This is a genomic window from Marinomonas gallaica (genome assembly GCF_049821165.1).
Taxonomy (GTDB): Bacteria; Pseudomonadota; Gammaproteobacteria; order Pseudomonadales; family Marinomonadaceae; genus Marinomonas; species Marinomonas gallaica.
Map to the genome: position 1 here is coordinate 488,271 of NZ_CP187511.1, position 21,293 is coordinate 509,563.

23 protein-coding genes and 1 pseudogene are annotated in these 21,293 nt (G+C 49.4%); 6 read left to right on the forward strand and 18 right to left on the reverse strand.

Features of this window, described 5'->3' with window-relative positions; all coding sequences use genetic code 11:
• Window positions 1–77: 77 nt before the first annotated feature.
• From ACPUEK_RS02275 to ACPUEK_RS02345, 15 genes are all read right to left on the reverse strand, one after another.
• Entirely contained in the window at window positions 78–662 is a 585-nt protein-coding gene (locus ACPUEK_RS02275; protein WP_425642190.1) for a HupE/UreJ family protein, read from the reverse strand.
• 29 nt (window positions 663–691) lie between these two features.
• Window positions 692–1,339 carry an urease accessory protein UreG gene (gene ureG / locus ACPUEK_RS02280; protein ID WP_425642191.1) on the reverse strand — a complete coding sequence of 216 codons (648 nt, stop codon included), beginning with the start codon at window positions 1,337–1,339 and terminating at the stop codon, window positions 692–694.
• A gap of 40 nt (window positions 1,340–1,379) precedes the next feature.
• A complete protein-coding gene (locus ACPUEK_RS02285; protein WP_425642192.1) occupies window positions 1,380–2,057 on the reverse strand; it encodes an urease accessory protein UreF in 678 nt (225 codons plus the stop codon).
• Window positions 2,038–2,481, reverse strand: coding sequence for an urease accessory protein UreE (gene ureE / locus ACPUEK_RS02290; RefSeq protein ID WP_067220381.1), 444 nt, complete (start codon window positions 2,479–2,481; stop codon window positions 2,038–2,040). The genes ACPUEK_RS02285 and ureE overlap by 20 nt, the downstream gene beginning before the upstream one ends.
• A 32-nt stretch (window positions 2,482–2,513) precedes the next feature.
• Window positions 2,514–4,220, reverse strand: a complete 1,707-nt coding sequence (gene ureC / locus ACPUEK_RS02295) for an urease subunit alpha (RefSeq protein WP_425642193.1) — start codon at window positions 4,218–4,220, stop codon at window positions 2,514–2,516.
• A complete protein-coding gene (locus ACPUEK_RS02300; RefSeq protein ID WP_425642194.1) occupies window positions 4,220–4,540 on the reverse strand; it encodes an urease subunit beta in 321 nt (106 codons plus the stop codon). The genes ureC and ACPUEK_RS02300 overlap by 1 nt, the downstream gene beginning before the upstream one ends.
• A 13-nt stretch (window positions 4,541–4,553) precedes the next feature.
• Entirely contained in the window at window positions 4,554–4,856 is a 303-nt protein-coding gene (locus ACPUEK_RS02305) for an urease subunit gamma (RefSeq protein WP_067220370.1), read from the reverse strand.
• A 57-nt stretch (window positions 4,857–4,913) separates the two neighbouring features.
• Entirely contained in the window at window positions 4,914–5,792 is an 879-nt protein-coding gene (locus ACPUEK_RS02310; RefSeq protein ID WP_425642195.1) for an urease accessory protein UreD, read from the reverse strand.
• 24 nt (window positions 5,793–5,816) lie between these two features.
• Window positions 5,817–6,506, reverse strand: a complete 690-nt coding sequence (gene urtE / locus ACPUEK_RS02315) for an urea ABC transporter ATP-binding subunit UrtE (RefSeq protein WP_425642196.1) — start codon at window positions 6,504–6,506, stop codon at window positions 5,817–5,819.
• A gap of 2 nt (window positions 6,507–6,508) precedes the next feature.
• Window positions 6,509–7,363: an urea ABC transporter ATP-binding protein UrtD gene (urtD, locus tag ACPUEK_RS02320; protein WP_067035078.1), complete on the reverse strand. Its 855-nt coding sequence runs from the start codon at window positions 7,361–7,363 to the stop codon at window positions 6,509–6,511.
• A complete protein-coding gene (gene urtC, locus ACPUEK_RS02325) occupies window positions 7,360–8,493 on the reverse strand; it encodes an urea ABC transporter permease subunit UrtC (RefSeq protein WP_425642197.1) in 1,134 nt (377 codons plus the stop codon). Before urtC ends, urtD begins: the two co-directional genes overlap by 4 nt.
• Complete coding sequence (gene urtB, locus ACPUEK_RS02330) at window positions 8,490–10,043, reverse strand: urea ABC transporter permease subunit UrtB (protein WP_425643046.1); 1,554 nt, start codon at window positions 10,041–10,043, stop codon at window positions 8,490–8,492. Before urtB ends, urtC begins: the two co-directional genes overlap by 4 nt.
• 135 nt (window positions 10,044–10,178) lie before the next feature.
• Window positions 10,179–11,462 carry an urea ABC transporter substrate-binding protein gene (urtA, locus tag ACPUEK_RS02335; protein ID WP_067035086.1) on the reverse strand — a complete coding sequence of 428 codons (1,284 nt, stop codon included), beginning with the start codon at window positions 11,460–11,462 and terminating at the stop codon, window positions 10,179–10,181.
• Window positions 11,463–11,722: 260 nt separating this feature from the next.
• Window positions 11,723–12,058 carry a zinc ribbon domain-containing protein YjdM gene (locus tag ACPUEK_RS02340; protein ID WP_067035089.1) on the reverse strand — a complete coding sequence of 112 codons (336 nt, stop codon included), beginning with the start codon at window positions 12,056–12,058 and terminating at the stop codon, window positions 11,723–11,725.
• A gap of 84 nt (window positions 12,059–12,142) precedes the next feature.
• The gene (locus ACPUEK_RS02345; protein WP_067220357.1) at window positions 12,143–12,331 is read right to left on the reverse strand and encodes a CopG family transcriptional regulator; all 189 of its coding nucleotides are present in this window, start codon (window positions 12,329–12,331) and stop codon (window positions 12,143–12,145) included.
• Between the two features lie 268 nt (window positions 12,332–12,599).
• Here ACPUEK_RS02345 and ACPUEK_RS02350 point away from each other — a divergent pair, with 268 nt between their 5' ends.
• Both ACPUEK_RS02350 and ACPUEK_RS02355 read left to right on the forward strand, forming a co-directional pair.
• Window positions 12,600–13,631: a CobW family GTP-binding protein gene (locus ACPUEK_RS02350; RefSeq protein ID WP_425642198.1), complete on the forward strand. Its 1,032-nt coding sequence runs from the start codon at window positions 12,600–12,602 to the stop codon at window positions 13,629–13,631.
• A 162-nt stretch (window positions 13,632–13,793) separates the two neighbouring features.
• Window positions 13,794–14,825, forward strand: a complete 1,032-nt coding sequence (locus ACPUEK_RS02355) for a LacI family DNA-binding transcriptional regulator (RefSeq protein WP_425642199.1) — start codon at window positions 13,794–13,796, stop codon at window positions 14,823–14,825.
• 3 nt (window positions 14,826–14,828) lie between these two features.
• Here the strand turns inward: ACPUEK_RS02355 and gtfA are convergent, their stop codons facing one another.
• Window positions 14,829–16,313, reverse strand: a complete 1,485-nt coding sequence (gene gtfA / locus ACPUEK_RS02360; RefSeq protein ID WP_425642200.1) for a sucrose phosphorylase — start codon at window positions 16,311–16,313, stop codon at window positions 14,829–14,831.
• A 155-nt stretch (window positions 16,314–16,468) separates the two neighbouring features.
• Here gtfA and ACPUEK_RS02365 point away from each other — a divergent pair, with 155 nt between their 5' ends.
• Window positions 16,469–17,713 (forward strand): MFS transporter, encoded by a 1,245-nt coding sequence (locus ACPUEK_RS02365; protein WP_425642201.1) that lies wholly within the window; start codon window positions 16,469–16,471, stop codon window positions 17,711–17,713.
• 117 nt (window positions 17,714–17,830) lie between these two features.
• Here the strand turns inward: ACPUEK_RS02365 and ACPUEK_RS02370 are convergent, their stop codons facing one another.
• A complete protein-coding gene (locus tag ACPUEK_RS02370; protein ID WP_425642202.1) occupies window positions 17,831–18,100 on the reverse strand; it encodes a LysR substrate-binding domain-containing protein in 270 nt (89 codons plus the stop codon).
• A 45-nt stretch (window positions 18,101–18,145) separates the two neighbouring features.
• Here ACPUEK_RS02370 and ACPUEK_RS02375 point away from each other — a divergent pair.
• The 3 genes and pseudogenes from ACPUEK_RS02375 to ACPUEK_RS02385 all read left to right on the forward strand — a co-directional run.
• A pseudogene (locus ACPUEK_RS02375) lies at window positions 18,146–18,352 on the forward strand (S-(hydroxymethyl)glutathione dehydrogenase); the annotation flags it as partial.
• 27 nt (window positions 18,353–18,379) lie between these two features.
• On the forward strand, window positions 18,380–18,514 hold the full coding sequence (locus ACPUEK_RS02380; protein WP_425642203.1) for a hypothetical protein: 135 nt from the start codon (window positions 18,380–18,382) through the stop codon (window positions 18,512–18,514).
• A gap of 310 nt (window positions 18,515–18,824) precedes the next feature.
• Complete coding sequence (locus ACPUEK_RS02385; RefSeq protein ID WP_425642204.1) at window positions 18,825–20,336, forward strand: KAP family P-loop NTPase fold protein; 1,512 nt, start codon at window positions 18,825–18,827, stop codon at window positions 20,334–20,336.
• A gap of 49 nt (window positions 20,337–20,385) precedes the next feature.
• Here the strand turns inward: ACPUEK_RS02385 and ACPUEK_RS02390 are convergent, their stop codons facing one another.
• Complete coding sequence (locus ACPUEK_RS02390) at window positions 20,386–21,270, reverse strand: EamA family transporter (protein WP_425642205.1); 885 nt, start codon at window positions 21,268–21,270, stop codon at window positions 20,386–20,388.
• Window positions 21,271–21,293: the final 23 nt, after the last annotated feature.

The window sequence follows — 21,293 nt, forward strand, 5'->3', positions numbered from 1 at the left end:
AACCAGCAAAGCGCTGAACGTTTTTCACGCTCAGCACTGACTGGATTTACTCATCCTTTTCGGACTCGAATTATTCACTAGGCCAATGCCAGCAGCATTCCCATCAGTGCGATGACAGAACCGCCCACACGTGTCACCAGCGGTGTTCCGATACGCGCCATCCATTGACCAAAGCCTACACCCGCGCCATGCAACGCAGCCGTTGCTAACGCAAAGCCCAGTGCGTATTGCGCACCCGATGCACTCAGTGGCATTTCCATACCGTGCGCCACCCCATGAAAGATTGCAAAGCCACCAGCAATGGCCGCACACGCAACAACAGGCAAACGCTTCGCCCCTAGCACTAAAGCTCCGAGTACGATGACCGACAGTAGAATACCTTGCTCAACAAACGGCACACTCAACCCAGCCATTGCCGCGCCGCCCCCTAGTAACATCATAGCCACAAATGCGACCGGTACAGCATATAATGCACGACCACCTAAACTAGCGGCCCAGAGTCCTACTGCCACCATCGCCAATAAGTGATCTAACCCACCCAGCGGATGACTAAAACCAGACATAAAGCTCGACGTGTGCTCATGACCTGAATGCGCAAGTACTGCGCTTGAACTGACCGCTAACGCGCTTTCGAGTACAATTTTCTTTATTACAGACTGCATTTTATTCTCCTTAACACACCGATTTCGCGTTACACCACCGCTTTAGCGGGCGGGATATCTTTCGCTTCCAACATACCTTCAGACACAATCAGCTGAATGATCTCATCCAACCCTTGCGCCGCTTTTAAATTTGAAAACACAAACGGACGCTGACCACGCTGTGCTTTGGCGTCTTCATCCATCACTTCAAGGGAAGCTCCCACGAGCGGCGCTAGGTCAATCTTGTTAATAATCAACAGGTCCGACTTAGTAATCCCTGGGCCACCTTTGCGCGGAATTTTATCCCCAGCAGAGACATCAATTACATAGATCGTGAAGTCTGATAACTCCGGACTAAACGTCGCACTGAGGTTGTCCCCTCCCGACTCCACAAACACCACATCCAACTCGCCGTGACGTTCCAACAACTGATCAATTGCCGCAAGGTTCATCGAAGCATCCTCACGAATCGCTGTATGAGGACAACCGCCTGTCTCCACACCGATAATGCGATCCGCCTCCAGTGCTTCATGACGAGTCAAAAACTTGGCGTCTTCTTGGGTATAGATATCATTGGTCACCACGGCGATGTTGTAATGCTCGCGCATGGCCGAGCACAAAGAACGTAACAGTGCAGTTTTACCTGAACCAACCGGACCACCGACACCAACGCGTAATGTTTGCTTTGGTTTACTCATATTTCGTTCCTCTTCAAAAATGCCACACGACTTAGACCGACTAAGATCTAAAGAGCCGCGAGTATTGTGTTTCGTGTAAACAACTGGCGATGGCCACCGCAGGTAGGCCCGCGCCAATATCGTCTTCCTCTAGTGTTTTCGCCAAGGCAATGGCATCGGATAGGACGGGTTGTAATTCACCTAACAATAACTGCGCTTGAGTTTGCCCTAGTGGCACCAATTTGGTCGCAGCAGCAATTTGGTTTTCCAACCACGACCACGAAAACCCAAGGGCCGCGGTCTCAAATTCGATCTGCCAATGGCTGGCAGCGATGGCGAACAACACCACAAAACTGATGTCTTCCAAACGCACAAACGGCGTCTCAATCTCTAAGCTACGCAGCAACCGCGCTAAGGCTTCGCCCATCGCCGTATCATTTAGACGCAGCTCTTTGGTTTCACGGCAGGCCAATACAAGATCATTAAGCTCAACAAGACGTGCTTCATCCCGTGTCGCCCATGCCTGCATAGCCAGACGCAATATCGGCAAATCCACCCGAGCTAACGATTGAAGTAGTTGCAACTGAGTCCAATCTAAGACATGTGCTTGCTTAGTCACCCAGCCACGATCAATGGCGTATTCCATGCCTTGGGAAAAGGCATACCCCCCCACTGGCAGGCTGACGCTACTCAGCTGCAACAAGCGCAACAGGCCATGATCAGTGGTGGTGATGTCCATGGCTATACGCCCCCGATTCTGGATTAAACACACCCTGTTCGTGACTCACCACTAACCCTAGTAAGTGCAGCATTTCTTCCAGTACATGATCGGGCTTGATGCGTAACCAACGCTCTCCCACTTCCACTTTAGTGTGACGATTACCGAGGTGGTAACACGCTTTCGCAAAGGTCGTCCAATCGTCACAACTGGCATGGGCGATGTCCTCGACAGCACCAACAATCTGAATCGTTTTACCGCATTCAGCACGCAAATATTCGCCGACTAACAGCGGTTTACCGCGATCTAAAAACACGCGAATGTCTTCGCCATTTTCGCCAACCAGCTTTAAGCGACCACGCTCTCGCTGCTCATGGGTCAAAATAACCGTGGTGTACACCTCATCGTGACAGTGCGTTCCGAGGCGAGTGTAAATGTCTAACATAGGACAACTCCTAATCCGGTCAACGTCGCGCATTAAAACAAGTTATAAAGCTGCGACAGTGGCAAGCTTTCCGCTGGCTCACAGGTTAATAATTCGCCGTCTGCACGTACCTCATAGGTTTGCGGATCGACGGTAATATTCGGCATCCAAGCATTGTGAACCATGTCGGACTTACCAATATTGCGGGTGTTTTTACAGGCGACTAAGGTACGCTCCAATCCCAGATTTTGTTTGAGATCGTTGCCTAATGCCGCTTGTGAGACAAAGGTCACCGAAGTCGCTGCGCTGGCCTTACCAAACGAGCCAAACATTGGGCGGTAATGCACTGGCTGAGGAGTTGGGATGGACGCATTGGGGTCGCCCATTGGCGCGCTGGCAATCATGCCGCCTTTGATGATCAGCGACGGTTTCACCGCGAAAAATGCCGGTTTCCACAACACCAAATCCGCCAATTTACCCGGCTCAATCGAGCCAACTTCGTGGCTGATGCCGTGAGCAATGGCAGGGTTGATGGTGTACTTGGCGATGTAGCGTTTGGCACGGAAGTTATCCGCTCCCAAATCAGAGTCTTCAGGCAATAGACCAAATTGCTGCTTCATTTTATGGGCCGTTTGCCAGGTGCGCGTGACCACTTCACCGACGCGCCCCATGGCTTGGGAATCCGACGAAATCATGGAGAACGCACCACGATCGTGGAAGATGTCTTCCGCAGCGATGGTTTCTTTGCGAATACGTGAATCGGCAAACGCCACGTCTTCAGGAATATTGCTGTCTAAGTGATGACACACCATCAGCATGTCTAAATGCTCATCGACGGTATTGTTCGTATACGGACGGGTCGGGTTGGTTGACGAAGGCAAGACGTTAGTCAGCCCCGCGGCACGGATAATGTCCGGAGCATGTCCGCCACCCGCCCCTTCGGTGTGGTAGGTATGAATCACACGATCTTTAAACGCATCCAAGGTACTGTCGACAAAGCCTGACTCGTTTAAGGTGTCGGTGTGAATCGCCACTTGTACGTCATACTTTTCCGCCACAGAAAGACAGCAATCAATCGACGCTGGTGTCGTGCCCCAGTCTTCATGCAACTTCAAGCCACAAGCACCGGCTTCCAGTTGCTCTTCCAGTGCTTCAGGCAAACTCGCATTACCTTTGCCCAAAAAGCCTAAATTCATCGGCATGCTGTCCGTTGCTTGCAGCATCTTGCCAAGGTACCAAGGGCCAGACGTACAGGTGGTCGCATTGGTGCCCGTCGCGGGGCCAGTACCGCCACCGATCATGGTGGTGACGCCTGAGGTCAGCGCTTCTTCAATTTGCTGTGGGCAGATAAAGTGAATATGCGCGTCGATGCCCCCCGCAGTCAGAATAGAACCTTCCCCTGCAATCACTTCCGTACCAGGGCCCACCACGATATCGACGTTGTCCTGCACATCAGGGTTGCCCGCTTTGCCAACTTTGAAAATGCGGCCTTCTTTGATGCCTACATCTCCTTTGACAATGCCCCAATGATCCAGCACTAGCGCATTGGTAATCACTAAATCCACGGCGACGTCATTGGTCAGTTGGCTTTGCCCCATGCCATCGCGAATGACTTTACCGCCACCGAATTTGACTTCATCACCGTAGGTGGTGAAATCCTTTTCCACCTGAATCCATAAATCCGTGTCGCCTAAACGAACGCGATCACCTGTGGTCGGGCCAAACATCTGTGCATAGCTGTGTCTGTCCATCGTCGCCATTATTTTGCTCCCTCTGTTAAGGTGCCCATGACCTCGCCACGGAAACCATAAATGGTTTTCGTGCCCGCGTATTCCACTAATTCCACCTCGCGGCCTTGACCTGGTTCGAAGCGCACCGCCGTGCCTGAAGCGATGTTTAAGCGGTAGCCCTTGGCTTGCTCGCGTTCAAATACCAGTGCTGGGTTCACTTCGTAAAAGTGGTAATGGGAGCCAATCTGTACCGGACGATCACCGGTGTTTTCAACGCGCAATATCAGCGTTTTGCGGCCTTCGTTTAATGTGATCACCCCTTCGGCGACCTGAATTTCACCTGGAATCATGTTGCCTCCGCGGTTAGTTAATCGGGTTATGCACCGTCACCAATTTAGTGCCGTCTGGAAAGGTCGCCTCCACTTGTACTTCGTGAATCAAATCGGCCACCCCTTCCATCACCTGATCAGCGCTCAATAGCGTCTTACCAAAGGCCATCAGCTCGGCGACGGTTTTACCATCACGCGCGCCTTCGATGATCTCCATGGTGATAAACGCCATGGCTTCGGGATAATTCAACTTGAGGCCGCGATTTAAGCGTCGCTCGGCCAACAATGCTGCGGTAAACACCAGCAGCTTATCCTTTTCTCTTGGTAGTAATTCCATCGTTCAAACCCTTTATTCGTCGCGATAGCGCGTAATTGATTCCGTGGACAGTAGTGCTTAGGTTGCCCAAATTCTTGGTGCGCAAGCTGGCTTGCCCATTAAGGCGGGGCGAATGACGCCCCAGCAGTGTGTAAACAAACGCTTCATTTTTTCACTGTCGTTGCCCAAGCTGCGGATTACGATAAATTCATCGACAACGGTTGCTCCCGCTACGCTGTCATCGGCTTGACACAATTCTCGCAGGGCATCGATCAGCGCTTCGTTGTCTTGAACAAATGGGCCTGCAATCATCAAGCCATTAACAGGTTGCCCTTGAAGCCCTGCTTTGCCAGCCATCAGATCGCGACTGTGCTCATCCACCAACAAACGCTCGCGCAAACGGATGCGCCCGTCGCTGCGAATCTGAACGCTTTGATCAGCGCTTCCTACACCGAAGTCGAGTTTGTTGGCGGGCAAGCCAAAGCAGGTGATTTCCCACCCGATAAATCGCGCATTGCCATGTAACTCAACATGATTACGCAGGCGCGTGTTGGCATCGGGATACAAAATGGTTTCTTGGGGTAGCCACTCCATGATGGCTTCTGCGGGGACTTGCAAATGCGTCGTCTGACATTGCAGCGTACGGTCTGGTCGCGCCTTGTAGACACGCCCCGCACCTGGCGTCGTGATCAACACATGAGTATCGGGGGCCTGTCGCGATGAAATCACCAGCTCATCTCCCGACACCAAGCCACCCGGCGGGTGCAATAGGTAGACATGAGCCGTCTCTTTGCCCTCAGGATAAAAGGGCTTTTGCACATACAAAGGCCCCTTGTGATCACAGGTTTTCAGCACCGTACCGCGCTCACTCTTGGTAAAGCCGAGATTGAGATAAGCCTGCCACTGGCTGGCTTCTTTGGTTGGCTGATATAAACGAGAGTCTAGAACTTGGCTCATACTGCTCCTTACACGACCTGGCGGTTACACCGCGAGGTATTGCTTGATCAAGTCGTCGTTAAGGTTTTCCATCTTGTCTGCTGCCACAATCCGCCCCTTTTCCATTAGGCGAAATTCTTTGCCGACGCGGCGCGCAAAGCCCAGCTTTTGCTCAATCAGGATCACCGTCAGTCCTTCTTCTTCGTTAAGCTTCAGAATAACATCCCCGATTTGCTTAACGATGTTCGGCTGTATACCTTCGTTTGGCTCATCCAGAATCAAGACTTTGGGCTCTAATACCAACGCTCGACCAATGGCCAATTGCTGCTGTTGCCCACCAGATAAGTCACCACCACGGCGGTGTAGCATCTCTTTTAATACGGGAAATAACTCAAAGATCTTTTCAGGAATCTCTTTGCTTTTGCGAACGGGTAAGCCAATGCGCAAGTTTTCTTCAACGGTGAGCATTGGAAAGATGTCACGCCCTTGTGGCACATAGCCAATGCCTGCGTAGGCGCGACGTTCTGCACTTTGTTTGTGCAAGGCATCTTCACCCATTCGAATTTCACCGCTTTTGATCGGTAACAACCCCATAATGGTTTTCATCAAGGTGGTCTTGCCGACACCGTTACGTCCCATAATGCAAGTGATTGAGCCGGGGACGATGTCTAAATCCAAATCCCAAAGAATCTGTGTACCACCGTATAGCTGACTGACTTTGTTAATCGAAATCATGGCTACGCCTCCGCTGCTTCTTCGCCGAGGTACACCTCGATCACGTCTTTATTATTCTGAATCTGGTCCATGGTTCCTTCAGCGAGCACAGACCCCTGATGAAGCACCGTAACGGTGCGCGCAATGCTGCGTACGAACTCCATATCATGCTCAACGACGATCACTGTGCGCTCTCCCGCGAGCGACGTCAGTAGCTCGGCGGTCCGCTCTGTCTCTTGTGCCGTCATACCCGCAACAGGCTCATCGATAAGCAACAAACGTGGATCCGCTGCCAATAGCATGCCAATTTCTAACCACTGTTTTTGCCCATGGGACAAGGCGCCTGCTTTCATAAAACGATGTTTCTTTAGACCAATGATGGCCAACACTTCGTCAATGCGATCGATTTCGCTTGGCGACAACCGCGCAAATAAGGTTTGGATCACACGCTTGTCGGTTTTCAATGACAGCTCTAAATTGTCGAACACGGTTTGCTCTTCAAACACCGTTGGCTTCTGGAATTTTCGACCGATACCCAGCTGAGCAATGTCGGCTTCGTCCTTGGTTAGCAAATTATGAGTTTGCCCAAAGTACACAGAGCCAGCATCAGGCTTAGATTTGCCGGTAATCACATCCATTAAAGTGGTTTTACCAGCGCCATTGGCACCAATTAAACAGCGCAGCTCGCCGTCATTTACGTACAAGTTCAGGTCATTTAACGCCTTAAAGCCGTCAAAACTTAGATTTAAACCTTCAACATAGAGAATCATTTGATTCGATACGTCGACCTTACTTTGCTTATCTATGAGAAAAGGCCAGACTTGATCGCGACGAAACGTCTCACGTAAACCTTGCAATGAATTTTCTAACGCACTCATGATTGCACCTCCTGTTCAGCACTTTGACGACGCTTCGATTGCAACTGGCCGTAAAGCCCCATCAAACCTTTCGGTAAGAACAACGTCACAAGAACAAACAGTGCTCCCAAGGCGAACAGCCAACCATCTGGCATGATCGCGGTAAAACGCGTCTTGGCATAGTTCACCAGCAACGCTCCAATGATTGCGCCGATCAGTGTGCCGCGGCCGCCGACGGCCACCCAAATGACAATCTCAATCGAGTTAATGGGGGAAAATTCACCTGGGTTGATAATGCCGACCTGTGGCACATACAGCGCCCCAGCGACCCCGGCAATCACTGCGGAATAGACAAATAGCCATACTTTGTAGCGCTCGGTACGGTAGCCGATAAAGCGCGTACGCGGCTCGGCATCACGTACCGCCAGCGTCACCTTACCCAAACGAGATGATAGGATTCGCTGGCTCGCCAGTAACACCAGAGACAAGATCACAGCGGTGGCAATAAACAGCGACACACGGGTGCTGTCAGCTTGTAAATCAAAGCCAAGGATTTCTTTGAAGTCAGTTAAACCATTGTTGCCACCAAAGCCCATTTCGTTGCGGAAGAAAGCCAGCAATAGCGCATAAGTCAGAGCCTGCGTCATAATCGACAAATACACCCCTGTGACACGGGAACGGAACGCCAACCAGCCAAACACAAATGCCAGTAACCCAGGCACGACTACCGCCACAACCATGGCAAACCAAAACTGATCCATGCCAAGCCAAAACCACGGCAGCTCTTGCCAGTCTAAAAACACCATAAAGTCCGGTAACTCTGGGTGACCATAGACACCGCGGTCACCTATTTGGCGCATCAAATACATGCCCATGGCGTAACCACCCAAAGCGAAGAATGCGCCATGCCCGAGACTCAAAATGCCGCAATAGCCCCAAATAATATCCACCGCCAACGCCAACATGGCGTAACACAAATACTTGCCTAACAAGGTGATACTGTAGGTGCTGACATACAGTGCGGAATCTTGTGGCAACAGCAAGTTCGCGGCAGACGCCAACACCGTTACGCCGAGTAACAGGATCACAAACGGCAAAGTGTACTTGCCTGACGAGCGCCCTTCGGTAAACCAATTGATCAGTTTGCTCATTCTGCTGCCCTCCCTTTTTGTGGGAACAGTCCTTTAGGACGCTTCTGAATAAAGAGAATGATGAATACCAAGACGAAAATGGCGGCCAGTACCGCACCGGTTGTTGGCTCTAGGAATTTGTTAGCAATACCCAAGGTAAATGCGGCCACCAAGGTACCCAGTAAGTTACCTACACCGCCGAAAACCACCACCATGAAGGAATCAATGATGTACGCTTGACCCAAGTTTGGCCCCACGTTAGTCAGCTGCGATAAAGCCACCCCTGCGATCCCAGCTATGCCGGAACCTAAGCCAAAGGTCATCGCATCGACCCATTCGGTTTTCACACCCATGGCTTTTGCCATGCTACGGTTTTGCGACACCGCTCGAACATTTAGTCCTAGAGAGCTTTTCTTAAGAATCATTACCAGTGCGAAAAAGACCAGCAAGGCAAACGCCAAGATGTACAAACGGTTTAGCGTTAGAGATAACACAGGGTTAATCTCCCACGAGCCGCTCATCCAGCTTGGTGTGGATACTTGGCGGTTTAACGGTGAAAAGATGGTACGTACCAGCTGCTGTAAAATCAGACTGATACCAAAGGTCGCCAGTAGAGTTTCCAAAGGTCGCCCATGCAAACGACAAATCACTAAGCGCTCGATCACCACGCCCATCAAACCAGAGACTAAAAACGCAGCAGGAATCGCCACCCAAATGGAATAATCGATGTAGTTCGGCATCAACAACTGCACCACATAGGTGGTGTACGCACCCAACATGATCATCTCGCCATGGGCCATATTGATGACGCCCATCACACCAAAGGTGATCGCCAAACCAATCGAGGCCAGCAGCAATACCGAACCAAGGCTTAAACCAAAGAACAGCTGATCCACCAGCGCATAACGCTCTACTTGTCGGTTAATACTCACTAACGCTTGAGTCGCTGCGCTACTGAGCACGGGGTTGTCGCTGCGTTCCAAAGAAAGCAGCACATTACGAACATCGTTTTCTAAGCTATCGCCTAACACGTCAATGGCCGCTAGGCGCGCACTTTGACTGCTGTTTTGATCTTGTGCAGTATAGATCGATAACGCCGTTTGCATCATTGACCTTACATCACTGTTCGGCTCAGTCGGGTAAATGCGCTCCAAGGTTGCAAAGGTTTCATCGTCAATGTCTGCCAACAAGGCACGCACTGCACTTTCGCGGACATCGGCATTGCTTGACGTCAGCTGTATGCGTGCGATCACACCACGTAGTAACCCACGTAGCTTGTTATTCACTTTGATTTTGCGCACCTGCTTGCTGGTCAGCCCTGCAATGGTCGCTTGAGTGTAAGGGTCTTGAAAAGTGTCTACACCGTTAACGTCGACTTCAACGACTAGAGTGTTGTCGTCACGGATGTAATGTAGATCTCCGGCAAGCCACGCACGAAACACAGGTAATAGGGATTCATCCCCCGTTGCTTCAAGCTGCTGCACCATGGCTGGCATCTTCGATAATTTGGTTTGCGTTAGTTGCTGTAACAACGCATCTGTCTCTGCACTCGCCGCCAACGCAGGCGTCATACAGGCGGATAAAAAGAGACAGAGTGAGAGAAAGAGTTTCACAAGAATTCTCCAGGATTGATCAGAAGTGGCGTGAGGAAAGGGCTCCCAGAATCTTCTCTGGGAGCCAAGCTTTAACCCTGGGATGCGGTTAAATTAGTAGTTCTGACCAGAACACGATTTGGTTTTCGTGTTGTAATTGCCACACTTGATTGGAGCAGTCCAATCGGCAATCAAATCTTTTGAACCCGGTAGGAAATCAGACCAAGCATCACCTGGGACCACACCGTCCGTTTCCCATACGGTTTCGAACTGTCCATCGTCTTGGATTTCGCCAATCAAGACAGGTTTACTCAAATGGTGGTTCTTGTTCATCACGGCAATACCGCCAGTTAAGTTTGGTGTCTCTTGACCGATCATTGCTTGCTCAACTTCATCGACATCGGTTGTGCCCGCTTCGGTAACGGCATTGGCCCACATATTGAAACCAATATAGGTTGCTTCCATTGGGTCATTACTTACGCGCTCTGGGTTCTTAGTGAACGCTTGCCATTTGGTGATGAACGCTTCGTTGGCATCGGTTTCAACACTTTGAAAGTAGTTCCAAGCGGCTAAATGACCCACCAATGGTTCAGTATCCAGACCGGACAACTCTTCCTCACCAACAGAAAAGGCGACAACAGGGATGTCTTCTGAAGAAATACCTTGGTTACCTAACTCTTTGTAGAAGGGCACATTGGCATCACCATTGATCGTTGATACCACAGCGGTTTTCTTGCCCGCGCTACCGAATTTCGCAATGTCAGAGACGATCGACTGCCAATCAGAATGGCCAAATGGCGTGTAGTTGATCATGATATCTTCTTCCGCCACACCCATATCTTTAAGGTAGGCTTCTAAGATTTTGTTGGTGGTACGTGGGTAAACATAATCCGTCCCCGCAAGCACCCAACGTTCAACCCCAAGCTCGTCTTTTAAGTAATTTACCGCGGGGATCGCTTGCTGATTTGGCGCAGCGCCTGTGTAGAAAACGTTTTTAGACGACTCCTCTCCCTCGTATTGTACTGGGTAGAACATCAAGCCATTTAACTCTTCAATGACCGGTAGCACTGACTTTCGCGACACTGATGTCCAGCCACCAAAGATCACATCCACGTCTTCTTCGGTGATCAGCTCACGGGCTTTCTCTGCAAATAAAGGCCAGTTTGATGCAGGGTCAACCACCACGGCTTCAAGCTTTTTGCCCAGTAGGCCGCCTTTTTTGTTTTGTTCTTCTACCATCATCAACACGGTATCTTTTAGCGTCGTTTCGGAGATCGCCATGGTGCCTGACAGAGAGTGCAACACACCAACTTTGATGGTATCTGCCGCCATAGAAGGCAGCGCGATGAGCGTTGCACCAGAGAGTGCAATGGCAGAAGCAAGCGTCTTAAGTTTCATGATTGGAGTCGTCCTTTGTGATGTTTTTTGGATTGTCCGATCAAGAGTGCTCGGCTCTGCGGCCATGCTTGTCTTAATCAGTGCATTCAGTATCCAAAAAATCACGACAACGCGGTATGCGCCAAACACACTATAGGTATACGTCATTTGACGTATACAACAACTCAAACGACCTTTGACCCGCTTGCTAGGGCACTTAACAGCAGGCATAAAAAAGGCCCCTATTTCTAGGAGCCTTCTTAAGTCCGATTAGCGTTGTATTACGCTTTCTTCACGAACTGAGATTTCAGCATCATGTCGCCAGCGCCGTCGACTTTACAATCGATGTCGTGGTCACCATCAACGAAGCGTTTGATCGTGGCTTTCGTGCCCACTTTCAATACTTGAGACGAACCTTTTACTTTCAGGTCTTTGATCAAAGTGACTTTGTCGCCTTCTGCTAGTAGGTTGCCGTTTGAGTCTTTCAGGATGATTGCATCTTCGTCAACGACTTCTTCGTTTGGATTCCACTCGTGGGCACATTCAGGGCAGATCAACAATGGTTGATCTTCGTAAACGTACTCAGAACCACATTTAGGACATTCTGGAAGACTCATACTTCAATAACCTCAATAAGAATAGGGAATAATGTGCGCTGTATTATAACGCAATGACAATGACATGATAATGCTTTTACGACGTTAACCTTTCTTTGGTTCGTCTTCTAGCGCTTCGTTTAGGTAATCCACGTCATGTTCTTCTAAATAACCACGCATCAACTGACGTACCACTTGAGATGGTGTTAAGTCTTGCGACGCGCACAGCTTCTCGAACGCCTTTTTCTTACGCGGGTCGAGCAATACAGTAAAACGGGCAGTTTTGCTTTCCATTAGGCAGCCTTAAACGTTCAATTATTATCATTTGATTATAATGATTGAGGCGAGGTAAAGCGACTGATTCTATGGCGGAGTGTTTGAAGAGTAAGATATGAATCGCTAAAGTGGCGTTTTAGGTGAAGAACTCGCAACGGAGTTCTATCAGAATAGGCATCATCGTCCAGATAGTCATGACGATCTATTTAGGTATCATCTTTCTATGCTGTGATGACCACATCAAATAGTTATAATATAACATATTTTCCAACATCGAAGAGCAACTATGAACGAGCAACCCAAAGCCATCCCGACCAACATCATCTCTGGTTTTCTTGGTGTCGGTAAAACCACAGCCATCAATGCACTCTTGGCGAACAAACCGGACGGCGAGTCTTGGGCGGTGCTGGTCAATGAATTTGGTCAAGTCGGTATCGACCAAGAAATGATGCCCACTGAAGAAGGCCTCTATGTAAAAGAAATGGCCGGCGGTTGTATCTGCTGTGCCTTGGGTGCGTCTCTGATTCCAACGTTAAAAACGTTAATCGAACACGCTAACCCTGATCGATTAATCATCGAGCCCACCGGCATCGGCCACCCTGAAGGCATCATCGACACGCTGATGGGACCTGCTTTTAAAGACAAGCTCGATCTACGCGCCACGGTTTGCTTATTGGACCCGCGTTCACTGCAACTCGAAGAAGTGGTCAACAATGAAACCTTTCATGACCAGCTTAACCTTGCTGACGTTGTCATGATCAATAAATGCGACGTGGCAGAAGTCGACCTGATCGAACTCGCTGAAACCAGTTTGAGCAATATGTTCCCGCCAAAACAGCATATTGCACGGACTACTAAAGGCGTGATCGACCCCGCCCTGCTCGACCTAGTCCGCAACGGCCAATTGAAAGCCCAATTTCCCGAAGCGCACCATCATGACCACGGTCACGCACATGATCACCACGGCCATCACCCAGCTCAAGAAACCTCGCCGGAGGTCGTCGCAGAACCAGGCCAACCGATACGTAAAACAGGTAACGGCAGTGGTTTATTTAGCTGCGGCTGGATCTTTCATCGCGACGACTGCTTCGACTTCTGGGCTCTGGAAAAAATCCTAACAGAACTGGATGACATTGAACGCATCAAAGGCGTGATCCGCATCGGTCATGCCTGGGTGTTCTTTAACCGTGTGAAAGACGAGCACGACTTTGACAAAGTCGCCTACCGCCGCGACTCACGCATCGAAATCATCAGCTCTAAAGCACTGGATTGGCAGCAAATCGAGCACGATATGCTGGCCTGTTTGCAAGGGGCTTAGCGCGTCATAAAAAGGCGCGCTGCGTTTCAAGCGCGCCACTTTATGGTATCTTTTGGCGGTTGCGACATACCGCAGCATCGACGATCCTGCGTCCTGTTATTGTCGCTCCCGCGTCAGTATCGCTGAAATAAGCCCTTTGATAAAACGGTAGATACGCCTTCTATGACTAAGCCGAAAAGCTGGACACTCAAAAGCATTGCTGCGGAACTGGGTGTCTCCAATGCCACTGTTTCCAATGCCTTCAATCGCCCCGACCAATTGTCCAAGGCGCGTCGCGAAGCGATTCTTAAAGCCTGTGAGCAGCGCGGCTATTTCGGTCCTAATAAGGCCGCCCAGTCACTGCGTAAAGGCACCTCAAATATTGTCGCCCTAGTATTGGCCGACAGCGTTGAGTACATGGTATCGGACCCGGTCGCCAGTAGCTTTATGCGTGGCGTTTCGTCGATTTTAGAAGCCAACAATATCAATTTGCTGCTTTTTTCTGGCAACAATGACCACCTCAATAACGTGGTCGACTTTGTAGATGGCTTTATTTGTTATGGCCGTCCACGCAATCAAGGCTTGGTCGAGCAGCTGAAAACCATCACCAAACAGGTGGTGACAGTGGATTTTGATATTGGCCGCAACACGTCGGTCAATATTGATAATGAACAAGCGAGCTATGATATCGCCATGCATGCCCTACGATCCCCTCAGGATCACGTAGCGATCTTAGGCCTTAGGTTGCTTGATGAGGAGCGTTTATGCCGTGTGCAAGCGCAACCCAACTTTGATACCAGCCAGTCGATTGCGCACCAACGCTTGCGCGGTTATCAGCGCGCCCTAGAGGCCAAGGGCATTACCTTAGCCGACGATCAAATCTGGAACGTGCCTGAAAGCAGTGAGCGCTATGCGCCACGTCTTGCCAAAGAAGTTTTGGACAGTGTGCCGCGCCCTGAGGTGTTACTGTGCATGAGTGATTTGATTGCGCTGGCAGCACTGCGCGAGGCGGCAGCACGAGGCATTCACGTGCCCGAGCAACTGCGCATCGTCGGGTTTGATGGCATTGACGAAGGCCAACGCTGCGTGCCAACGCTGTCGACCATTCATCAAAATAGCGAAGAAAAAGGCCGCTTAGCGGCCAATTTGTTTGTTCAAAAAGAGCGCCAGAAGGCGCTGATTGCGTACCAAGTTCAGCTCGGCGAAAGCAGCTAGCACTCAGTCTTGTGAAGGGTTCAGCAGGTCTGCAATCGACGTGGTAAGCGTCTCGGCTTGCTGGTAAGAAACGATGTTGGCATCACGTTTGGTTAAGTCTACGTTCAGCGAGATCGTACTGTCATCAAGCGTCCAGCTCAGCGTGAAGGACGCCCCTTCACCACGACAAGCAAACTCGCCCGCAAACGCCGGATGCTGATTACGAATCCCAATCAGCTCCAGTAGCCCTTTCACCACAGGCGTTTGCAGCGCGTCAGTAATCGCCTCAGGGTTCAGATACGGACGATTAATGTCACGACCAACCTGTGTCGCGGCCAATAATGTCATATCGTTTTCACAGGCAAACAGGCCTGAGTAATACACTTGCGGCACCCCAGGAGCAAAGAACTGTATGGCACGCGCCAACAGGTAATCAAAATCATCCGCGCCTAGGGCGTTGTAGTAGGTGCAGTTAACTTGGTACAGATCCACATTGCTCGCCGCGGCGCCCGTCGCTTTACGGCTTTGACCCTGACTCTTGTCGTGAATGGTTTCCACCAAGTTGTCGATCTGCTCAGCGTCCAACAAGCCTGCTTTATCACCCATCGGCCCCGCATCAATGATGCCGATACCATCGTGAGTATCCAGTACCGTGAGACAGTTGCGCGGCGCGATCGCCAGCCACTTCAGTAGTGCGTCGGCATTACCGGTAAACAACGTGTGCAACACCAGCGGCGGTAAAGCAAAGTCGTAGACCATGTTTACACGCTTCGCGACGTCAATCTGCGTTTCAAAATGACTGTGAATTTCGGCAATCGTCTCCATCCCAAGCTCATTCGCGCGAGCGGAGAGTTGATCCAAATAGTCAAAGGTCTCTTCTAGCATAAAGCAGTTGGTGCCCGCCTTTTTGATCGCATACCCCGCCGCATCCAGACGAATAATGTTGACGTTGTTTTGAGAAAATTTCTCCAACACGTCGTTTAGATAATCCCGTCCAGCACGGGCATAGACATTGATATCGATTTGATTGTCGGTAAACGTGGTCCAAAAGTCGTAGGTTTCACCGTCGCCACAGGTCATCGGTGTAAAGCAACTGCCTGGTCGAGGACGATAAATGGCTTGTTGATCCGCCTCTGACATCCCTTCTGGGAAGACGTCTTGTTGCGTCAAAAATAAGTCCCAGTATGGCGAAGCCTTACCTTTGGCTAACACATCTTGGAACTGAAACGATTGGGCTGACACATGATTCACAATCAGGTCGGCCATGACATCGTATGTCTGCCCCAGCGTTTTTACATCGGACCAGCTTCCCAGCCGTTCATCGACTGCGCTGTGATCAATCGGATCAAAACCTGCATCACTGCCATCTATCGGATTGTAGAACGGCAATAAATGAACTCCCGAGAACACATGCTTTAACGGGCCATTGAGCAGCTCGGTCAGCGCGTCGATGCCTTGACCCGTAATGCGGTCAGCGTAGGTGATTAATTGAACGTTATTTTTCATCATAAATTGTCGCACCACATTGAAACTTAATCGATTAAGTTATATGTTTGATTACAACAATAAAAAATTCAAGAAGTTTTTATAACTTTAAAACCACCAGCTAAGCCGCTATAAGAACGCATGTCCGCATGGGTTGTTAGGCTTGCGAGGAATCAAAGATGAATACAACAAATACAATACATTCACACTCAAACGATCCCATGCGCGCCATTCGATGGCTGACTTACATGATGTTTTTCATGTTCGCCATGACCTCCGATGCCGTCGGCATGATCATTCCTCAGCTCATTGAGGAATTTGACTTAAGCATGACTCAAGCCAGCGCGTTTCATTACGCGCCCATGGCATTCATTGCCTTCAGTGGCCTCTTTTTAGGCTTCCTAGCCGACCGTCTCGGCCGTAAAAAGACCATCATGCTGGGCTTAGCCATCTTCGCCGTCAGCTGTTTTTTATTCGCCTTCAGCCGCAGTTTTGGTTTCTTCTTATTTCTATTGAGTTGTATTGGTCTGGCGATCGGTTTATTTAAAACCGGTGCCCTAGCGCTATTGGGGGATATATCCCATAGCAACCACGAACACACCAAGATGATGAACAAAGTGGAAGGCTTCTTTGGTGTCGGCGCCATTGTCGGGCCCGCGTTTGTGAGCTTTCTACTGACCCAAGAGGTGAGCTGGACGTACCTGTACATCATGGCAGGAGTGCTATGTCTGCTTCTGGCGATCGGTGCGTGGCGCATTGATTATCCGACGGCGGTGAAACACAGCGAAGACGCTCAACCGGCCTCTTTAAAAGTCACCATGTCGATGATCAAAAACCCCTATGCGTTAGGGTTTTCACTGGCGATCGCGCTCTATGTGGCGACCGAGGTCGCTATCTATGTATGGATGCCGACGCTCCTAGCGGACTACGACGGGCCTTGGCAACTGCTGGCAACCTATGCCTTAACCGTGTTCTTCATCCTACGTGCTCTGGGTCGCTTTTTGGCCGTGTGGTTACTCAATCGTTTTAGCTGGCAAGGTGTGATGGTATGTCTCAGTTTGGGCATTGCGTTGTGCTATGTCTTTACCTTAATAGGCGGCGTTAACTGGGCTGTTGGACTCTTGCCTTTGTCGGGGTTATTTATGTCTATGATTTACCCGACTCTCAACTCAAAAGGCATCTCGTGCTTTGCAACCCAACAACACGGCGCGGTCGCAGGCGTGATCTTGTTTTTCACTGCGCTTTCTGCAGCGGTCTCGCCATTATTGATGGGGATGATCAGCGATTACTTCGGCCACGTGCGTTATGGCTTTGTCTTAGCGACTGGGTTCGCTTTTACCCTGTTTGTCGCCATGGTATTCAATTACCTCAAAAACCCAGCCGATGAGGCTTTAACACAACATGATGCGCTGACCGCCAACTAGCGCACTGCCGCATTAACCTCGACATAAAAACGCCAGACAGTGTCTGGCGTTTTTATGGCTCTGCGATTGACGTTAGCGTTCATCACAACACGTATGGACGGCCTTAGAACGGATGAATCATTTACAGCTTATGTGACTTTTCGGAATTTCTTGCCGTAGGAATTCCACCAGTCGAGTGACCTTGGGAGAAGGATACTGACGCTGGGGATACACTGCCCAGATGCCATCCTCAGGCTCACGATATTTGTCCAGTACGGTGATCAATTCGCCGCTCTCTAGATACGGCTGCACATAGTAATCCGGCAGTTGCGCTAAACCCATGCCTTTTAGTGTCGCATCCAGCAGGGCATTGCCATTATTGCAGGAGATCGAGCCTTTTGGGTGCAACTTATGATGCTTACCATTGTGACAAAAGCGCCAGTAATCGATAGCCTAATGCCAGATGACACAACGCGTTTTAGCTACAAAGGCGAGCCAATCTACCATTACATGGGTACCTCGACATTTTCTTAGTACTCCGTGGTGGCGGAAATTTCTCTTGCTAAAATCGATAAAAAAGCGCCGTTGGATAAAGTCTGCTTGCTCGGCTGTGGCGTGACCACCGGAATCGGTGCGGCATTGAACACAGCGCAAGTGGAATAAGGTTCAACCGTAGTGGTATTCGGCATGGGCTTTATCGGTCTAAATGGTGACATCATCATCGACCCGATCATCACTCATAACATGGGATTGGAAGACATCAACACCGCGTTTGACCTGATGAAGAGCAGCGAATCGATTCGAACCATCATTCACTACTAAGCGTTAAAGCAAACGTAAAAAGCGGCTCTGCCTAGCAGAGCCGCTTTTCCTTTCATTACGATAGTGACCACTATTACGCATAAAACGCTAACTCTTCTGCGTTGGCTTATAGCAACGACGTTGGCGGCACCATTCCATGCCATTCAATTGGCTTGCGCATTGTCTTGCTTCGTTCCTCAGCCTCGACGCGTCAGCGCCAATCAAACGCATGGAACAGAGCGTATGCTGCATGGGTACTGCTAAGACTAAGGAACCCTATCTGATTTGCTGTTAGCATATCGATAACTCTAATTTGATAGGGATATCGATTATGCCTTCTGATAACCAAAAGCCCTTTGAAAACTGCGCTACTGGCATTAAGCGCGAAGATCTTGCCAAACGTTTTACTCAATATCTCAACACACGAGATACCGAAAAACACGCCTTTCCCGTAAACTTGAACGGCGCTTGGGGCACAGGGAAGACCTTCTTTGTGGATAACTGGAAGCTTCTGGTTGAACAGCAAGGTCATATTGGTATCAAGATTGATGCGTGGGAATCAGACTATCTGGATGACCCACTAACGATCATTATTGCGGAGATCATAGAGCAACTGAAAGAACGATGTAACGACCTTCAATTTCATGAGCAGGAAAAGAAAGTAGCTAATGCTCTCGTCCAGTTAAAAAGCGCCCTTCCAGCTATTGCGAAAGCTTTAATCGGTATATTTCTCGGCAAAGATGCCGCAGATAGCATCGGCAGTATAGTTGAAGCTATCGCTAAAACCGGTATTGAACACCAAAAGTATGAGCCTGACTTAAATATGGGTGAGCTAGGTCTTGAAGCTACGAGAGCTCATATACGACACAAGCAATTCATCAAAGATTTCAAAGATGAAGTTGGTAAGCTAGTCGATATCGCACAGCCAGATAAAACGGATAAAAAAGTCTTTGTTTTTATTGATGAACTTGACCGCTGCAGACCAACCTACGCCATCGAGATGCTGGAGACCGTTAAGCATCTCTTTGATATACCGAACTTTGTGTTTGTATTTTCAACCGATACCAAACAGCTTCAGCATTCCATCAAAGCAGTTTACGGGCAAAATTTCGACTCCCATGAGTATCTAAGTCGATTTTTCGAGCAAAGACTGACGCTGCCTGAGCCTGACTTTTTTGAATTTCTCCAAGCTGAGCTAATCTTCGAAAACATCAAAGGATTTCCTTTGATGACTTTACCTCAGATAAATAATTCAAAAGAACTGAGAGCCGTAGTTGCACTAATAGCAGACCTCAACCAGCATAAAATATCTCTCAGACGTTTAAAACAGCTCTGCATGCAGGTAGAAGTGACCATAACTGCAAATGATCTGAAAGATAGTTATTACTCTATCTGTAGTATGGTCGGTTTAATATTTGGAGCCGCCATCTATTCTAGTGCACAGGATATCGACAATAACTCAACTCTGTATATTTATGAAAAGGCTTTTAAAACTGGTCGCACTCGAGGGCAATTTCAAGCAAAAACTGTAAATATATTCAAAAACCCAAGAGATGAGTCTTTTATAAATCTAATTGATCAAATTGACATCTGTGAACAGGCACTATCAAAAATATCCCTAGATTTAGATCTTAAAGACATCTTTGCAAGCGAATCTAACCACAATATTGCTGTTCTGGAGACAGCCGAAATCGCAAACCTCTCTACTAGAAAAATCAAAAGTAGGGTTGGAGAGATAAGTAGCATGCTATTCAATATCCCAAGCTCACAGAGAAAAATTATAGATAACGGTCAACTATTAAGTATTATTGAGAATTTAAATATTCCATTTGAAGAAGATTAACCCCTAAGCAAAGAAGCTAGGCCTCACAAACGACCTAGCTTCTGTCAAGCTACCTTGCTTTCAAAACTACATTTTGCTCTTTTGGCAGTTTGATTTCGCTAACAGCGACACCTAGCAAGATGATGACGGCAGCAATAGCTTGCGCGGCATCAAGGCTTTCTCCGAAGAAGAGATAGCCGCCGATGAGGGCAAATACGGGAACCAGCAGTGTCATGGGGGCGACGCTGGAGACGGAGTATTTGACGATCATTTTGTTCCAGAACCAGTAGCCTAACAGCGTGGTTGGGTACGCTTGGAAGGCGGCCGAGAACAGTACCGAGCCGTTGATGTCGGCGATGGATTGCATCACGGAGCTTGGGCCGCTGACACATAACGCTAGAACGAACAGTGGGATCGGTGCGAAGACCATGCCCCAGATATTAAACGCGAACACGGCGCGCGTTCCCGAGCGTTTGACGATCAAGCCATTGATGCTCCAAAACACCGATGCGCTCAGTACTAATGCTATGCCAAGCGGCGTGACGGTGGCATCTTGATGCCAAATGATTACGCTCAACCCGATCAATGCCAGTACCGACCCAAGTACTTTGCTGACGGTCACCTGTTCTTTGAGTAAGTATCGACCCACTAACAAGCTGCTGATGACGCTCATATCGAGCAGCAACGACGCTAAGCCGCTGCTTAACCCTGCGCTGACCGACAAGGTGGTCAACCCCCATACGCCGACGCCAAAGGTCAGCCCGTAGGCCATCAAGTAACGCCATGGAACATTGGGCCGGCGTACGAAGAAGATCAATGGTAAGACCGCTAAGCTAAAGCGTAATGCCGTTAATAAAAATGGATCGATGTTGTTCACACCGAGCTTAATCACACTGAAATTAAAACCCCATAGCGCCATCAATAGCACTAAGAGCAAGCTGTCTTGTCGAGTCATGGTCCATCCTTCCTGTTTGGGTG

Excerpts from the sequence above, each read along its gene's own strand:
- ureC (WP_425642193.1), bottom strand. The coding sequence starts at position 4,220 with ATGGCGACGATGGACAGACACAGCTATGCACAGATGTTTGGCCCGACC.
- ACPUEK_RS02300 (WP_425642194.1), bottom strand. The coding sequence starts at position 4,540 with ATGATTCCAGGTGAAATTCAGGTCGCCGAAGGGGTGATCACATTAAAC.
- ACPUEK_RS02285 (WP_425642192.1), bottom strand. The coding sequence starts at position 2,057 with ATGGACATCACCACCACTGATCATGGCCTGTTGCGCTTGTTGCAGCTG.
- ACPUEK_RS02350 (WP_425642198.1), top strand. The coding sequence starts at position 12,600 with ATGAACGAGCAACCCAAAGCCATCCCGACCAACATCATCTCTGGTTTT.
- ACPUEK_RS02345 (WP_067220357.1), bottom strand. The coding sequence starts at position 12,331 with ATGGAAAGCAAAACTGCCCGTTTTACTGTATTGCTCGACCCGCGTAAG.
- ACPUEK_RS02365 (WP_425642201.1), top strand. The coding sequence starts at position 16,469 with ATGAATACAACAAATACAATACATTCACACTCAAACGATCCCATGCGC.
- gtfA (WP_425642200.1), bottom strand. The coding sequence starts at position 16,313 with ATGATGAAAAATAACGTTCAATTAATCACCTACGCTGACCGCATTACG.
- ureE (WP_067220381.1), bottom strand. The coding sequence starts at position 2,481 with ATGTTAGACATTTACACTCGCCTCGGAACGCACTGTCACGATGAGGTG.
- ACPUEK_RS02340 (WP_067035089.1), bottom strand. The coding sequence starts at position 12,058 with ATGAGTCTTCCAGAATGTCCTAAATGTGGTTCTGAGTACGTTTACGAA.
- urtB (WP_425643046.1), bottom strand. The coding sequence starts at position 10,043 with ATGACGCCTGCGTTGGCGGCGAGTGCAGAGACAGATGCGTTGTTACAG.
- ACPUEK_RS02380 (WP_425642203.1), top strand. The coding sequence starts at position 18,380 with ATGGGCTTTATCGGTCTAAATGGTGACATCATCATCGACCCGATCATC.
- urtE (WP_425642196.1), bottom strand. The coding sequence starts at position 6,506 with ATGATTTCGATTAACAAAGTCAGTCAGCTATACGGTGGTACACAGATT.
- ACPUEK_RS02385 (WP_425642204.1), top strand. The coding sequence starts at position 18,825 with ATGCCTTCTGATAACCAAAAGCCCTTTGAAAACTGCGCTACTGGCATT.
- urtA (WP_067035086.1), bottom strand. The coding sequence starts at position 11,462 with ATGAAACTTAAGACGCTTGCTTCTGCCATTGCACTCTCTGGTGCAACG.
- ACPUEK_RS02305 (WP_067220370.1), bottom strand. The coding sequence starts at position 4,856 with ATGGAATTACTACCAAGAGAAAAGGATAAGCTGCTGGTGTTTACCGCA.
- ACPUEK_RS02275 (WP_425642190.1), bottom strand. The coding sequence starts at position 662 with ATGCAGTCTGTAATAAAGAAAATTGTACTCGAAAGCGCGTTAGCGGTC.
- ureG (WP_425642191.1), bottom strand. The coding sequence starts at position 1,339 with ATGAGTAAACCAAAGCAAACATTACGCGTTGGTGTCGGTGGTCCGGTT.
- urtD (WP_067035078.1), bottom strand. The coding sequence starts at position 7,363 with ATGAGTGCGTTAGAAAATTCATTGCAAGGTTTACGTGAGACGTTTCGT.
- ACPUEK_RS02310 (WP_425642195.1), bottom strand. The coding sequence starts at position 5,792 with ATGAGCCAAGTTCTAGACTCTCGTTTATATCAGCCAACCAAAGAAGCC.
- urtC (WP_425642197.1), bottom strand. The coding sequence starts at position 8,493 with ATGAGCAAACTGATCAATTGGTTTACCGAAGGGCGCTCGTCAGGCAAG.
- ACPUEK_RS02355 (WP_425642199.1), top strand. The coding sequence starts at position 13,794 with ATGACTAAGCCGAAAAGCTGGACACTCAAAAGCATTGCTGCGGAACTG.
- ACPUEK_RS02390 (WP_425642205.1), bottom strand. The coding sequence starts at position 21,270 with ATGACTCGACAAGACAGCTTGCTCTTAGTGCTATTGATGGCGCTATGG.